This window comes from Palleronia salina (assembly GCF_900141995.1).
In the GTDB taxonomy this organism is placed as follows: domain Bacteria; phylum Pseudomonadota; class Alphaproteobacteria; order Rhodobacterales; family Rhodobacteraceae; genus Palleronia; species Palleronia salina.
This window is the reverse complement of record NZ_FQZA01000001.1, coordinates 38,392-53,644: the sequence shown is the minus strand read 5'-3', so window position 1 is coordinate 53,644 and position 15,253 is coordinate 38,392. Positions and strand designations below refer to the sequence as shown.

12 protein-coding genes are annotated in these 15,253 nt (G+C 67.7%); 7 read left to right on the top strand and 5 right to left on the bottom strand.

Annotated elements, in window-relative coordinates; all coding sequences use genetic code 11:
• Window positions 1-29: 29 nt before the first annotated feature.
• Window positions 30-3,446 carry an indolepyruvate ferredoxin oxidoreductase family protein gene (locus BUB76_RS00250; RefSeq protein ID WP_073125321.1) on the bottom strand — a complete coding sequence of 1,139 codons (3,417 nt, stop codon included), beginning with the start codon at window positions 3,444-3,446 and terminating at the stop codon, window positions 30-32.
• Window positions 3,447-3,596: 150 nt separating this feature from the next.
• Between BUB76_RS00250 and BUB76_RS00245 the strand changes: the two genes are divergently transcribed.
• The 5 genes from BUB76_RS00245 (at window position 3,597) to grxD (ending at window position 8,550) form a co-directional block, all read left to right on the top strand.
• Entirely contained in the window at window positions 3,597-4,505 is a 909-nt protein-coding gene (locus BUB76_RS00245; protein ID WP_073126457.1) for a LysR family transcriptional regulator, read from the top strand.
• A 955-nt stretch (window positions 4,506-5,460) separates the two neighbouring features.
• Window positions 5,461-7,623: a phosphoribosylformylglycinamidine synthase subunit PurL gene (gene purL, locus BUB76_RS00240; RefSeq protein WP_073125318.1), complete on the top strand. Its 2,163-nt coding sequence runs from the start codon at window positions 5,461-5,463 to the stop codon at window positions 7,621-7,623.
• 66 nt (window positions 7,624-7,689) lie between these two features.
• Complete coding sequence (locus BUB76_RS00235) at window positions 7,690-7,923, top strand: BolA/IbaG family iron-sulfur metabolism protein (RefSeq protein ID WP_073125315.1); 234 nt, start codon at window positions 7,690-7,692, stop codon at window positions 7,921-7,923.
• Window positions 7,920-8,189, top strand: a complete 270-nt coding sequence (locus BUB76_RS00230; protein WP_236737822.1) for a hypothetical protein — start codon at window positions 7,920-7,922, stop codon at window positions 8,187-8,189. Before BUB76_RS00235 ends, BUB76_RS00230 begins: the two co-directional genes overlap by 4 nt.
• A gap of 1 nt (window position 8,190) precedes the next feature.
• Window positions 8,191-8,550, top strand: coding sequence for a Grx4 family monothiol glutaredoxin (gene grxD, locus BUB76_RS00225; protein ID WP_073125312.1), 360 nt, complete (start codon window positions 8,191-8,193; stop codon window positions 8,548-8,550).
• Window positions 8,551-8,644: 94 nt separating this feature from the next.
• On the opposite strand, the gene BUB76_RS00220 is transcribed toward grxD, so the two are convergent.
• Entirely contained in the window at window positions 8,645-9,046 is a 402-nt protein-coding gene (locus BUB76_RS00220; RefSeq protein WP_073125309.1) for a cell division protein ZapA, read from the bottom strand.
• A complete protein-coding gene (locus tag BUB76_RS00215) occupies window positions 9,039-9,560 on the bottom strand; it encodes a hypothetical protein (protein WP_073125306.1) in 522 nt (173 codons plus the stop codon). The genes BUB76_RS00220 and BUB76_RS00215 overlap by 8 nt, the downstream gene beginning before the upstream one ends.
• Before the next feature lie 197 nt (window positions 9,561-9,757).
• Between BUB76_RS00215 and tkt the strand changes: the two genes are divergently transcribed.
• The gene (gene tkt, locus BUB76_RS00210) at window positions 9,758-11,773 is read left to right on the top strand and encodes a transketolase (protein ID WP_073125302.1); all 2,016 of its coding nucleotides are present in this window, start codon (window positions 9,758-9,760) and stop codon (window positions 11,771-11,773) included.
• A gap of 202 nt (window positions 11,774-11,975) precedes the next feature.
• Window positions 11,976-12,617: a DUF3047 domain-containing protein gene (locus BUB76_RS00205; protein ID WP_073125299.1), complete on the top strand. Its 642-nt coding sequence runs from the start codon at window positions 11,976-11,978 to the stop codon at window positions 12,615-12,617.
• Between the two features lie 111 nt (window positions 12,618-12,728).
• On the opposite strand, the gene pgi is transcribed toward BUB76_RS00205, so the two are convergent.
• The gene (pgi, locus tag BUB76_RS00200; protein ID WP_073126452.1) at window positions 12,729-14,327 is read right to left on the bottom strand and encodes a glucose-6-phosphate isomerase; all 1,599 of its coding nucleotides are present in this window, start codon (window positions 14,325-14,327) and stop codon (window positions 12,729-12,731) included.
• Window positions 14,328-14,341: 14 nt separating this feature from the next.
• Window positions 14,342-15,007 (bottom strand): 6-phosphogluconolactonase, encoded by a 666-nt coding sequence (gene pgl / locus BUB76_RS00195; RefSeq protein WP_073125297.1) that lies wholly within the window; start codon window positions 15,005-15,007, stop codon window positions 14,342-14,344.
• Between the last annotated feature and the right edge of the window lie 246 nt (window positions 15,008-15,253).

Sequence of the window (15,253 nt, the reverse complement as noted above, 5' to 3'; positions counted from 1 at the left end):
GCCTGGATGTCCTGCTCTGCCCGCGACCCTTATTGCGCCGCATGCTGCACTGGGGCGGCACCCTTGGCAATGGCCTCCAGCAGCGCGTCACGGGTCGCCTCGGCGCGGGTGGCGTTCGCCTCCTTCACCGGGCCGAAGCCGCGGATTTCAAGCGGCAGGCGCGCCAGGGCGATCACCGCGTCGCGGGAGGTTTCGAGCTTCGGAAGCACCCGGTCCAGGTCCGCCTCGTACTGCTTGATCAGCCGCCGTTCCATCCGCCGCTCGGCGGTATAGCCGAACGGGTCCAGCGGCGTGCCCCGCAGGACCTTGCCACGCGCGAGCATCGGGTAGACCCGCTCGATCCAGTCCCCGAAGGCGCGCTTGCCGGGGCGTCCATCGTGGCCCTGCTTCGCCACCAGCGGCGCGGCAAGGTGATAGGTCGGCTGGGCCTTGTCCCCGAACTGCGCGCGCACCTTGGCGCGCGTTCCCGACAGCAGGCGCGCGACCTCGTATTCGTCCTTGTAGGCGAGAAGCTTGTGATAGCCTTCGGCCACGGCCTCTTTCAGGCCGCGGTCGGTGATCCCCTCCAGCCGCTTCAGGTATCGCCGCGCCAGCCGCTCGCCCTGGTAGGCGCGGAGGTGGTCGGCGCGGAAGGCGATCCGCTCGTCCAGCGATTTGGGCTTTTCCACGACGTTGGGCCGCAGCACCCGCGCGACGCCGTCGGGGTTCAGGGCGGCCCACCGACCCAACGCGAAGGCCCGAAGGTTGTCGTCGACCGCGGCGCCGTTCAGACGGATGGCCCCCTCGATGGCGTCCAGCGCGATGGGAAGGCGCCCGCGCTGCCAGGTCGCGCCGAATACCATCATGTTGGAATAGATGCTGTCGCCCATGAGCGCCGCGGCCAGCGCCGTGGCGTCGAACATCTGCACGTCGTCGCCCAGCCGCCGCGTGAGCGCGAGGCCCAGGTCCTCGCCCGGGATGCGAAACCCCGGGTCGCGGGTGAAATCGCCGGTGATTATCTCGTGGCTGTTGACGACACCGCCCGTCCGGCCGGTGCGCATGAGGCCCAGCGTCTTGGCCCCCGCGCTCACCACCAGGTCGCCACCGATCAGCGCGTCCGCCTCGCCCGCCGCCACGCGGATGGCGCTGATGTCGCCGGGCGTGTTGCCAAGGCGGCAGTGGATATGTACCGCGCCACCCTTCTGGGCGAGGCCGGCCATCTCCATCATCCCCGCGCCCTTGCCGTCCAGATGCGCGGCCATGGCCAGCACCGCGCCGATGGTGACGACGCCGGTGCCCCCCACGCCGGTGATGACCACGTTCCACGTCCCGTCGATGGCGGGCAGATCGGGGGCAGGCAGATCGCCGATCTCGACCTCGGCCGTCGCCTCGCGCCGGATCTCGGCGCCCGAGACGCTGACGAAGGACGGGCAGAACCCCTGCAGGCAGCTGTAATCCTTGTTGCAAGAGGACTGGTCGATGGCGCGCTTGCGGCCCAGCTCGGTCTCGACCGGGACGATCGAGACGCAGTTCGACTGCACGCCGCAATCGCCGCAGCCTTCGCACACGTCGGTGTCGATGAAGATGCGGGTGTCGGGATCGGGAAACAGGCCCTTCTTGCGGCGACGCCGCTTTTCGGCCGCGCAGGTCTGCACGTAGACGATGGCGCTGACGCCCCTGGTCTTGCGCATCCGCTCCATGACCTCGGGCATGGCGTCGCGTTGGTGCCAGCCGATGTTTTTCGGGAAGGCGTCGCGCGCCGGTTCTTCCTTGGGGTCGAAGACCACGTCGATGGTCTTCACGCCCGCGGCCTGCAACTCGCGCACGATCCTGTCGGGGCCAAGGCCGCCGTCGTTGCCCTGCCCGCCCGTCATGGCCACGGCGTCGTTGTATAGGATCTTGTAGGTGATGTTCGTGCCGGCCGCGACGGCCGCGCGGATCGCCATGATACCCGAGTGGTTGTAGGTGCCGTCGCCCAGGTTCTGGAACACGTGCTCGGTGGTCGAGAACGGCGCCTCGCCGATCCAGTTGGCGCCCTCGCCCCCCATATGGGTGAAGCCGCTGGTGTCGCGGTCCATCCACTGGACCATGAAATGGCAGCCGATCCCGGCATAGGCGCGGCTGCCCTCGGGCACCTTGGTGGACGTATTGTGCGGGCAGCCCGAGCAGAAATACGGCAGCCGCGACGCGAGCTCTTCCGCGTTGTCGGCACGCCGGCTGTCCTTCAGCATCCGCATCCGGCCGCGCAGCTCGTCGCTGTCGCGCCCTTCCTCGATCAGCACGTCGCCCAGGATCGTGGCGATCTGCACCGGCTCCAGAGCGTATTCGACCGGGAACAGCTCGACCCTCTGGCCGTGCTCCCAGCTGTCGCTTTTGTGCCAGCCATAGACCCGGCGGCCGCGGCGGTCGTCGAACAGCGCTTCCTTGATCTGGACCTCGATCAGCTTGCGCTTTTCCTCGACCACCACGATCAGGTCCAGCCCCTCGGCCCAGTCGTGGAACCCCGCCATGTCCAGCGGCCATGTCTGCCCGACCTTGTAGGTGGTGATGCCCAGCGCCTCGGCCCGCCCGGCGTCGATACCCAGCAGGCCCAGCGCATGGGTCAGGTCCAGCCAGTTCTTGCCGGCGGCGACCAGCCCGATCTTCGCGCCCAGTTTGCCCCAGACGCGGTGGTTCATGCGGTTGGCGTGGGAAAACGCCTCGGCCAGCCGCCGCTTCCAGTGGATCATGCGGTGTTCCTGCGCGATCCAGTGGTCGCCCAGCCGGATGTTCACCCCGTCCTCGGGCAACTCAAGGTCCGGGGTGACGAACCGCATCCGGTCCGGCCGCCCGTCGATCACCGACGTGACCTCGACCGTGTCCTTCATCAGCTTCAGCCCCGCCCAGACGCCCGCGTAGCGCGACAGCGCGAAACCGTAGAGCCCGAAGTCCAGTATCTCCTGCACACCCGCCGGCGACAGAACCGGCATGTAGGCGTCGACCATGGCGAAGTCGGACTGGTGGCAGGTCGTCGAGGATTCGCCCGTGTGGTCGTCGCCCATGGCCATGATCGCGCCGCCATGGGGCGATGTGCCGGCGAAATTGGCGTGGCGCATCGCGTCGCCCGACCGGTCCACGCCCGGACCCTTGCCGTACCACAGTCCGAAAACGCCGTCGTACTTGCCCTCGCCGCGCAGTTCGGCCTGCTGCGCGCCCCATAGCGCGGTGGCGGCCAGGTCCTCGTTCAAACCAGGCTGGAAGACGATGTCGTTCTGGCCCAGAAGCTTGCCCGCCCGCGACATCTGCATGTCCACGGCCCCGAGGGGCGACCCGCGATAGCCGGTGACGTAACCGGCCGTATTCAGACCCGCCGCCCGGTCGCGGGCCTTCTGGGTCAGCATCAGCCGCACCAGCGCCTGCGTGCCGTTCAGAAGCACATCGCGCTTGGTCAGATCGTATCGATCCTGCAAAGTCACATCGTGACGCATGAGCGGCCCTCCCTGCCTCATTTTAAGCTTAGGTCAAGAAATCTGACCCAACAATTCACATTTCGTGGTTCAATAAGATTGATAAAGCCCTGCCTCCGGACCTAGTTGAGGCGCACATGAATACATCGTTCTGATAGGATCCCCACCATGATGGACTGGGACAAACTGCGCGTCTTCCACGCCGTCGCCGATGCGGGCAGCCTGACGCACGCGGGCGACGTGCTGCATCTCAGCCAGTCCGCCGTGTCGCGCCAGATCCGGTCGCTGGAAGAGGCATTGGATACCACCTTGTTCCACCGTCACGCCCGGGGCCTGATCCTGACCGAACAGGGCGAGCTTCTGCACGACGCCACCTCGTCCATGAACCGCCGCCTGGAAACGGCCGCCGCCCGCATCCGCGACAGCCGCGAAGAGGTCTTCGGCGAACTGCGGGTCACCACGACCACGGGCTTCGGCACCCTTTGGCTGGTGCCGCGCCTGCCCAAGCTCTATGCCCAGTATCCCGAGCTGAAGATCGACCTGATGCTCGAGGAACGCGTGCTGGACCTGCCCATGCGCGAGGCCGACCTGGCCATCCGCATGAAAGAGCCCAGCCAGGCGGACCTGATCCGCAAGCGGCTGAACACCGTTCGGATGCGGCTCTATGCCATGCCCGACTACCTTGAACGGGTGGGCACGCCCGAGACGCTGGACGACCTGCCAGACCACCGCCTGATCTCGATGCACAACACCGCCACGCAGGTCGCCGCGGGCGAGGTCCTCGTCCAGAGCCTGATGTCCATCGGCATCCCGTCGACGCTGACGGTGAACAACTACTTCGGCGTGTTGCAGGGCGTGCTGGCCGGACTGGGGATCGGCGTGCTGCCCGATTACGTCATTGCCGATTTTCCCGCCATCAAGCGGGTGCTTCCCGATGTGGAGTCGGCCGAGATCCCGGTTTATCTTGCGTATCCGGAAGAATTGCGTAATTCCAAGAGGATCGTCGCCTTCCGCGACTTCGTGCTCGAGGAGCTCGCGCTCAGCGCCAAGGTTCTGGAAAGCATGGGTGCGCAGCTATGACCTGACGTCATAGCGGCAATGCAATCTCGCCTTTCAATATGTTCTTGCCGGGTGCCGTCACCCGGCCTAGATGCCGTTCTGAAAGCAGCGACGATATGCTCTCGCTTCTTTTACCTCCCTGTTGGACTGGCCGGGCTTTTCAGCCCGGCCTTTTTTTGTGCGCTTGGGCCTGTGGGCCGCTCCCGCTGGAATTGCGCTGTCCGCCAGACATGCCGCCATGGGATGATCGATCCCCGGTAGATGCGACCCCAGTGCAAGTAACGATTTCCACCCGAAAGCTGCGCCGAGACGCCATCCTGTGGGACGCCATACTCGAGCCAGATGAAACGATGGTGTGGTCTGGCCGGCCGGATTACGGCCGAAAACTGCACCAGGCGATCGGGGACGAACGGGTTTTGCACGGATCGATCGCTGTCGGCATCGCAGTGATTTGGGCCGTCCTGCCCCTTCTTCCCGAGGGCGGCCACGTCGGACAGAGAGCCGCTATCGGGATCTGCGCGGTATCAACCTTGCTGATGTTATTGTTTGCGCTTGCTGTCGCGGTAGGGCGTACCGACCATCTGGGCCGGGTCCATTACGCCGTGACAGACTGTCGGGCGATCGTGTGTCACGACGTAAAAACCTTGACGCTGACACGACGCGCCCGTTTGATCTGCTGCGCATTGTCCCAAACTTTTACCTACCCGATCTCCGACACGCGGCCCCATGCGTCGGTGCGAGTCGGGTCGGAATTTGCGAGACATCCGACAAGATATTCGGGCGTAGAGCCAATCCTGTTCGAGCAGGTCGCAGATGCTGAGCACGTCCGCAGCGTTCTTTTCGCTGCCTCCGAGGCTTCAGCGCGAAGAGGAGGCTGATCGCGAGCGTGGCGCGCCCAGGCCACATCCTGCCGCGCCTCCCGCTTTTCACGGCGACACAGATGACATAAACACCCGCCAACCGCCGCGGAGACCCCATGCCCGAGCCTGCCATCACCCCCGATCTCGTTGCCGCCCATGGGCTGAAGCCCGATGAATACGACCGAATCCTCGACATCATCGGGCGCGAGCCGACCTTCACCGAGCTCGGCATCTTCTCGGCCATGTGGAACGAGCACTGTTCCTACAAGTCGTCCAAGAAATGGCTCCGCACCCTGCCGACGACCGGCGAGCAGGTGATCTGCGGACCGGGCGAGAATGCGGGCGTCGTGGATATCGGCGATGGCCAGGCCGTGGTCTTCAAGATGGAAAGCCACAACCACCCCTCGTATATCGAGCCCTACCAGGGCGCGGCGACAGGCGTTGGCGGCATCCTGCGCGACGTCTTCACCATGGGCGCGCGGCCCATCGCGGCGATGAACGCGCTCAGCTTCGGGATGCCCGACCATCCCAAGACCCGCCAGCTGGTCCACGGCGTCGTGGAAGGCATCGGCGGCTACGGCAACTGCTTCGGCGTGCCCACCGTGGGCGGCGAGGTTCGGTTCGACCCCTCCTACAACGGCAACTGCCTGGTGAACGCGTTCGCCGCCGGCCTGGCCGATGCCGACAAGATCTTCTACTCGGCCGCCAGCGGCGTGGGCATGCCGGTGGTCTACCTGGGCGCGCGCACGGGCCGTGACGGCGTGGGCGGCGCCACCATGGCGTCGGCCGAGTTCGACGACACCATCGAGGACAAGCGCCCCACGGTGCAGGTGGGCGATCCCTTCACCGAGAAGTCGCTCATGGAGGCCTGCCTCGAGCTCATGCAGACTGGCGCCGTGATCTCGATCCAGGACATGGGGGCCGCGGGCCTCACCTGCTCGGCCGTGGAAATGGGCGACAAGGGCAAGCTGGGCATCAAGCTGAACCTCGACGCCGTCCCGGTGCGCGAGGCGAACATGACCGCCTACGAGATGATGCTGTCGGAAAGCCAGGAGCGGATGCTCATGGTCCTGCGCCCCGAGAAGGAGGCCGAGGCAAAGGCCGTCTTCGACAAGTGGGACCTGGATTTCGCCATCGTGGGCGAGACCATCGCCGAGGACCGGTTCCTGGTCATGCATGGCGGCGAGGTGAAGGCCGACCTGCCGCTGGCGACCCTGTCGGGCAGCGCCCCGGAATACGACCGCCCGTGGGAGGAAACGCCCCCCTCAACGCCGCTGACCGACGCGCCCAAGATCGACCCGATCGAAGGGCTGCGCGCGCTGATCTCGCACCCCAACTATGCCGCCAAGCACTGGGTCTACGAGCAGTACGATACCCAGGTGATGGCCGACACCGTGCGCGGCCCGGGCCTGGGCGCGGGCGTGGTGCGGGTGCACGGCACCGACAAGCTGCTGGCCTTCACCTCGGACGTCACCCCGCGCTACGTGGTGGCCGACCCGGTCGAGGGCGGCAAGCAGGCGGTGGCCGAGGCCTATCGCAACCTCGTCTCGGTGGGCGCGCGGCCGCTGGCCACCACCGACAACATGAATTTCGGCAACCCCGAAAAGCCCCGCATCATGGGCCAGTTCGTGGGCGCCATCAAAGGCATCGGCAAGGCCTGCGCCGCGCTGGACATGCCCATCGTCTCGGGCAACGTGTCGCTTTACAACGAAACCGACGGCAAGGGCATTTTGCCCACGCCCACCATCGGCGCCGTCGGGCTGATCGATCACGAGGATGACCTTATCGGCGGCGTGGCCCAGGCGGGCGACCTCGTGCTGTCGCTGGGCAAGACCGAAGGGCACCTGGGCCGCTCGGCGCTGCTGGCGACGGCCTTCGGCCGGCACGATGGCCCGCCGCCGCCGGTGGATCTGAAGACCGAGCGCAAGAACGGCGATTTCATCCTGCAGAACCGCGACTGCATCACCGCCTGCCAGGACGTCTCGGACGGCGGCATCGCCCTGGCCGCCTTCGAGATGGCCGAGGCCGCCGGCATCGGCGTGACCATCGACAAGAAACGCCGCACCGCCGGGTTGTTCGGCGAGGACCAGGGTCGCTACCTGCTTGCGTGCAGCTTCGACCAGGCCGAGGCGCTGATGACGCGGGCCTACAAGATGCAGGTCTGGCTGACGGTGATCGGCAAGTTCGGCGGCGACCAGGTCACCCTGGGCCGCGCCTCGGCGCCCCTGGCCGAGCTCGCCGCGATCTATCGCGGCGCCTTCGCCGACACCTTCGCCTGAGCCTTGCTTGCGACCACGGCCCGCCCCACTTACGTGATAGAAGAACAACCGACCAAGGACGCCGCCATGCCCATCGACGCCCACCAGATCGAAACCATGATCCGCGAGGCCTTTCCCGAAGCCAAGGTCACCGTCCAGGGCGACGACGGGGCCCATTTCGCGGCCGAGGTGATCGACCCGTCCTTCGCCGGCATGAACCGCGTGCAGCAGCAGCGTGCCGTCTACGCGGCGCTGAAGGGCAAGATGGACGGCCCCGCGGGCGAGCTGCACGCGCTGGCCCTGACAACGCGGGCGCCGTGAGCGCGGGACCCTATACCCTTTCCGCCGTGCTGGGCCTCCTGATCCTGGCGATCCTCGCGGTGCGCGCGTTCATCGTCATGCGCGCCGAGCGCGACGACCGGCGCGGATCGGACCCCGGCACCGGCTACCACGTTCTGAAATCCGAGTATTTCTCGGGCATGGGCGGCGGCCAGTCCCGCGAATACAAGGTGCCGCGCGATCCGCAGGAATACGCCCGGCTGTTCGTCCCCAAATCCAAAGACACCCAAGACCCAAAGGACACCTGACATGACTGCCGAAACCCAGATCAAGGAAACCGTCACCAACAACGACGTGGTGCTGTTCATGAAGGGCACCAAGTCCATGCCGCAATGCGGGTTCTCCAGCCGCGTCGCGGGCGTTCTGAACTTCATGGGCGTCGATTTCGCCGACATCAACGTGCTGGCCGACGAGGAACTGCGCCAGGGCATCAAGGACTATTCCGACTGGCCGACCATTCCCCAGCTTTACGTGAAGGGCGAGTTCGTGGGCGGCTGCGATATCGTGACCGAGATGACCCTGTCGGGCGAGCTGGACGAGCTGTTCCAGAAGGAAGGCGTCAGCTTCGACAAGGCCGCGGCCGACAAGATCCGCGAAGCCAACACCTGATCGGCCTGGCCCGGGGCCGATGCCCCGCGAATGCAAAAGCCCCCGCCGGCCATCACGCCGCGGGGGCTTTTTCACTTCGGGAAACCGCGCAGTCTCAATCCTCGGGCGCGGCCTTGGTCTCGACGGCGTCCGCCAGGGCTTCCGAACGGGCGGCAAGCTCGGCCATGGTTTCCAGCACCGAGGTGGGGATCACCGGGACCTCGACCTTTTCGGCCGCGGGCGGCGGCGCGCTTTTCAGGGCGGCCAGTTCGGCGCGCAGTGCTTCGATCTCGGTGTCGCGGGCGCGCATCTGCTCGTCCAGCCCGGCGGTCTTGTCGGCCAGCATCAGTCCCGCCATCAGAAGCATGCGCGACTCGGGCAGCCGACCCGCCTGCGCGCTGAGCGTGCGCGCCTCGGTATCCAGCATCTCGGCCGCCGCGTGCAGGAATCCCTCTTCGCCGGGCTGGCAGGCAACCTCGTAGTCGCGGCCGCCGATCGTGACTTTTTCCTCAGGCATTGTGTGCGGCTTCCTCTGTCGCGGTGGTTTCGGACAGGGCGGGCTCGAGCAGGCGCACGATGGCGTCCAGCTCGGCACGGTCGCTGGCGCGCACCTGCCGCAGGGCGTCAAGCTCGGTCTGCAGCGCCGTGTTGACCAGCGAGTCGTCCCCCATGGCCTTTTCGTTCGCCTCGCGCAGGGCCGCGTTGCTGTCGCGCAGGGCGTCGTTCACGGCCTTCAGCTGCGCGCGATCCTCCTCGGTCTTGCGCAGGAGGGTCCGCAGCTCCTCGAGCTCGGCCCTGAGCTTTTCCTCCTGCGCCTCCGAGCGGTCGCGATTGGCCTGGATACGCTCCTGCAGCTGGGCGTTCAGCGCGCGCTCGGATTCGAGCTCGCCCTGCGCTGCAAGCAGCTCGGGGCTCGGGCCCTCGTCGGCGGGCTCGGGATCGGGACGCGCGGCGTCCAGCTTGTCCAAGCCCGCGCCGATCCGCCCCAAGGCAGCCGTGATCCGCCGCTGAAGCTCGGTTACGTCCTGCATGGCACGCGGTCCTTTCTGCTCGTCCGCCGGTGTCGGCGCTATTTTGCGATTCGGGCGCTTGGGTTCAAGTAAATCGCATAAGTCGCCGGGAATCAGCCCCAAAAGGCGCCCATGCCCCCCTGCCCACGCTTGATCTTGCCCCCGGTGCTGGTATCGATGCGCCGACTGCACGCCCAGACGCCGATAGGAGGACACCCATGGATCTCGACACGCTGCGCGACGCCCACCCCGATCACTGGAACCGGGCCGCCGCCCTGCGCTTCCTGGCGATGGACGCGGTCGCCGCCGCGAATTCGGGCCACACCGGGATGCCCATGGGCATGGCCGACGTGGCCACGGTGCTGTTCTCGAAGCACATGAAGTTCGATGCGAAGGCGCCCGACTGGGCCGACCGCGACCGCTTCATCCTGTCCGCGGGCCACGGCTCGATGCTGCTTTACGGGCTGCTCTACCTGACGGGCTACGAGGACATGACCCTCGATGAGCTGAAGAATTTCCGCCAGTGGGGCTCGAAAACCGCGGGGCACCCGGAATACGGCCACGCCAAGGGGATCGAGACCACGACCGGCCCGCTGGGCCAGGGCATCGCGACCTCGGTGGGCTTCGCCATCGCCGAGGAAAGCCTGCGCGCCAAGTTCGGCAAGAAGATCGTCGACCACCATACCTATGTCATCGCCGGGGACGGCTGCCTGATGGAGGGTGTCAGCCAGGAAGCCATCGCGCTGGCCGGTCACCTGAAGCTGTCGAACCTGATCGTCTTCTGGGACAACAACGACATCACCATCGACGGCAAGGTCAGCCTGGCCGACAGCGTCGACCAGGTGAAGCGGTTCGACGCCGCCGGCTGGCACACCCAGTCCATCGACGGCCACGACCCCAACGCCATCCACGCCGCGATCCAGGCCGCGAAGAAGGCCGGCAAGCCGTCGATGATCGCCTGCAAGACCCATATCGCGCTGGGCTCGTCCGCGCAGGACACCGCCAAGGGCCACGGCGCGCTGACCGACGAGAAGCTCATCGCCGACACGCGCGAGGCCTATGGCTGGAGCCATGCGCCCTTCGACATCCCCGCCGACATCAAGTCGTGGTGGGAAGAGGTCGGCCGCCGCGGCGCCGCCGAGCGCGAGGCCTGGAACGACCGCGTCGAAAGCCTGGGCGCCGGCAAGCGTGCCACGTTCGACCGGATGATGTCGGGCGAGATGCCGAAGAAGCTCGCCGGCACCATCCGCGCGCTGAAGAAGCAGGTCAGCGAGACCGCCCCGAAGGTCGCCACCCGCAAGTCCAGCGAGATGGTGCTCGAGGTCATCAACCCCGTGGTGGGCGAGACGCTGGGCGGATCGGCCGACCTGACCGGCTCGAACAACACCCTGACCGCCGACCTGGGCATCTTCACCGCCGAGGACCGCAAGGGCCGCTACATCCACTACGGCATCCGCGAACACGGCATGGCCGCGGCCATGAACGGCATCGCGCTGCACGGGGGCCTGCGCCCCTATGGCGGCACCTTCTTCGTCTTCACCGACTACGCCCGCCCCGCCGTGCGCCTGTCGGCGCTCATGGGCAACCCGGTGATCTACGTGATGACCCATGACAGCATCGGGCTGGGCGAGGACGGCCCGACCCACCAGCCGGTCGAGCACCTGGCCACGTGCCGCGCCACGCCGAACACGCTGGTCTTCCGCCCTGCCGACACGGTCGAGACCGCCGAGGCGTGGGAGCTGGCGCTGACCACCACCGACAAGCCGTCGATCCTGGCGCTGACCCGGCAGGGCCTGCCCACGGTGCGCACCGACCACAAGACCCGCAACCTCGTGGCCCAGGGGGCCTATGTCCTGGCCGAGGCAGAGGGCAAGCGCCAGGCGGTTCTGCTGGCCTCCGGCTCGGAAGTGTCCGTCGCCATGGCCGCGCGCGAGGCGCTCCAGGCCGAGGGCATCGGCACCCGCGTGGTGTCCGTCCCCTGCATGGAGCTGTTCTGGCAGCAGGACGACGCCTATCGCCGCAAGGTGCTGCCCGCATCCGCCGTGCGCGTCGCGGTCGAGGCCGGCGTGCGCCAGGGCTGGGACGGCATGCTGCTGGGCGAGCGCGGGCGCGAGGCAAAGGCCGGCTTCGTCGGCATGGACAGCTTCGGCGCGTCCGCCCCGGCGGGCGAGCTGTTCGAGAAGTTCGGTATCACCGCCGATGCCGTGGCCGAGAAGGTGAAATCGCTGCTCTGAGGGCGGCAGGGCCCCTGGCCGGGCGTCATGGGACCCATACTGCGCAAAAAGGAGAAGGTCCCGGTCACCGCGCCGGGGCCTTTTTCGTCTGCAACGGCCCGTCGGCGATCGGGCCGCCCCTCACGCTTGCGTCAGAACCGCACCAAACGGGTGGTCCGCGCCGTGCATCGCCTAGATGCTGACCCAAGCTTGGAGGAGCCTTATGCGACACACCCTGACCCTCGCGACGCTCGGCGCCGCGTTCGCCCTGCCCCTGGCCGCGGCCGAGATCCCGTTCGACGACCAATGGCGCGAGCAGACCTTCCCCTTCCAGCCCGCCAACGAATACGCGCTGAACGGCGACACGCTGGGGGTGAGTTCGGAGGGGACGGTGTCATTGGTCTATCGCCGCACGCCGGAGGTGCCCGACGCGACCGGCGCCAGCTGGTCCTGGACCGTGACCGAAGGCGTGCCGGCCACCGACCTTGCGCAGAAGGGTGGCGATGATCGCAACCTGGCGCTCTATTTCGTGTTCGCCGACGACGCCACGGCCGAGGCCCTGCAGGGCGCCAGCCTGCGTCGCCTGCTGGGCGCCGAAGCCGCGCGGATCCTCGTCTACGTGCGCGGCGGCGACGTCGCGCCGGGCACGATGCAGGACAGCCCCTACCTGGGCGAACGGGGCAAGACCATCGTGCTGGCGGAAACCGGCACCGGCAGCCAATCGGAACGGGTGGATTTCGACGCCGACCTGCAAAAGGCGTTCGGCACCCGGCCGCCGCGCCTGCTTGGCGTGGCCGTCAGCGCCGACAGCGACGACACCGACAGCGTGATCGACGCCACGATCTCGGGGCTGTCGCTGGAGTGAGACCGGCATGGGGGCTCTGCCCCCGTCCGCTGCGCGGACTCCCCCGAGGTATTTCGGGAAAGATGAAGCAGGGGCGAGACGGCTGATCGGCCGCGCCCCCCGGGATGGTCGTCAGGCGCCGTGGCGCTGAAGCCAGCCGACCAGCGACGCGGTGGAGGCGTCCTTGTCGTCGGCCGACGTCTCGCCCGCCACGACGGGCTCGAGCGCCTTGGCGAGTTCCTTGCCGAGCTCCACGCCCCACTGGTCGAAGGAATTGATGCCGAGCAATACGCCTTCGACGAAGACCCGGTGCTCGTAAAGCGCGACGATGGCGCCCAGGACCTCGGGGGTGAGCTTGGGATAGACCAGCATGGTCGAGGGCCGGTTGCCGGGGAACACCCGGTGGCGCGCCTGGCGTTCGAGCTCGTCGCCCGAGAACTTGTCCTTGATGAGCGCCTTTGCCTCGTCCAGCGAGCGGCCCTTCATCAGCGCCTCGGCCTGGGCCAGGCAGTTGGCGATGAGCAGGCGGTGCTGGTGCGGCAGTTCGTGCTCGAACCCTTCGGCGCCCACCATGAACTCGCAGGGGATGATGCGCGTGCCTTGGTGGATCAGCTGGTAGAAGGCGTGCTGGCCGTTGGTGCCCGGCTCGCCCCAGACCACGGGGCCCGAGTCGACCGGCAGGTCGGCGCCGTCCATGGAGACGCGCTTGCCGTTGCTCTCCATCTCGAGCTGCTGAAGGTAGGCCGGCAGCCGGTTCAGCCGCTGCTCGTAGGGCAGGACCGCGCGCGTGGCGTGGCCGCAGCCCTGGTTGTGCCACAGGCCCGTCAGCGCCAGCATCACCGGCATGTTTTCCAGCGGGTCGGCGGACTTGAAGTGGATATCCATGGATTCGGCCCCGCGCAGGAAGGCGCGGAAGGCTTCGGGGCCGATGGCGATCAGCAGCGACAGGCCGATGGGCCCCCACATGGAGTAGCGCCCGCCGACCCAGTCCGCGAAGCCGAACACCCGGGTCTCGGAGATGCCGAAGGCCGCCGTCTTGTCCTGGGCCGTGCTGAGGGCCGCGAATTGCGCGGCCGGGTCGCGCACCCGCTCGGCCATCCAGGCCTTGGCGGTGGCGGCATTGGTCATGGTCTCGATCGTGGTGAAGGTCTTGGACGCCACGATGATCAGCGTCGTCTCGGGGTTCAGCGGGCCGAGGATGTCGGCGATATGGGCGCCGTCCACGTTGCTGACGAAATGGCAGCGCGGCCCGTCGTGGTAGGGCGCCAGCGCCAGCGTCGCCATGGCCGGGCCCAGGTCCGAGCCGCCGATGCCGATATTGACCACGTCGGTGATCGCCCCGCCCTGCCCGCGGAAATTGCCCTCGCGCACGGCGCGGGCGAAGCCTTCCATGCGGGCGAGCGTGCCCAGCACCCGTGGCATGACGTCCTGCTCGTCGATCATGACGGCGCCGCCAGACAGGTTGCGCAGCGCGGTGTGCAGCACGGCGCGTCCCTCGGTCTCGTTGATGGCGCGGCCCTCGAACATGGCGCGCCGCTTGTCCGAAAGACCCGCCGCATCGCACATGGCCAGGAGGTGGTCGCGATCCGCATCGGTCATGGCCGTCTTGGAATAGTCGAAGCGCATGCCGCAGGCCTCGACCGCGTAGCCGTCGGCGCGCTCGGCGCTCATCAGTTCGGGAATCGATCGCCCGGCGGCCGCCTGGCCCTTCTGGGCCAGCGTGCTCCACATGTCCTTCATGTCTTTCAGTCCTCAGCCCAGTGAACGGTTGCGTCGCGCAGGATGGTGGCGATGGGTGCCTCGCGCGGGGACAGCCGCGCGGCCTTGTCCAGCGCGCGGCGTTTCTCGGGCCCCGTGATCAGCACGTGGGTCGACAGCGCCCCGCGCAGCACGGGCCCGGTCAGCGTGATCCGCGGCTCGAGCCCCTCGGGCGCGTCGACCTCCATCACCGGCGGCGCGTCGGGCGCCAGCGCGGCGTCGAGCTGCGGCGCGCCGGGGAACAGCGACGCGCAATGCATGTCGGCGCCCATCCCCAGCACCAGGATCGACAGCGGAAGCTCGGGCGCGATGCGCCGCGCGAGGTCATCCATGCTGGTGTCTTCGTCGGGCACGAGGCGCACGAACGTGGCGCGCGCGGCCTTGTCGGTCAGCAGGCGCGAGCGCAGCAGCCGCTCGTTCGAGCGTTCGTGATCGGGCGGCACGCGGCGTTCGTCGGTCAGCAGCACGTGCACCCGGTCCCAGTGCAGATCGGCGCCGGCCAGCGTGTCGAAGGCCGGTCCGGGCGTGCTGCCCCCCGGCACGGCGAGCGAGACGTGGTCATGGGCGGCGAGGCAATTGCTGATCTCGCTGGCGAGCTTGTCGGCCAGCGTCATCATCATCATCTCGGCGTCTTGATACTCGATCAGATCCATGGGGCATCCTTTCAGCTGCAAAGCTAGCAGGCTGGGTCGGGCGATCCAATGGGGCGCGCGGAGATCGCCCGGCGGGTCCACGCTGTTTCGCGTCGGGTGCCGTCTTGTCGAGGGCACGAGCGGCGATCGCCGGCCGCGCCGGGCCGGGGGGCTCCGCCCGTTCGCCCCGCGATCGCTCCACCGAAGCGATCGCCGGCTGCGCCGGACCGGGGGGCTCCGCCCGTTCGCCCCTCGATCGCTCCACCG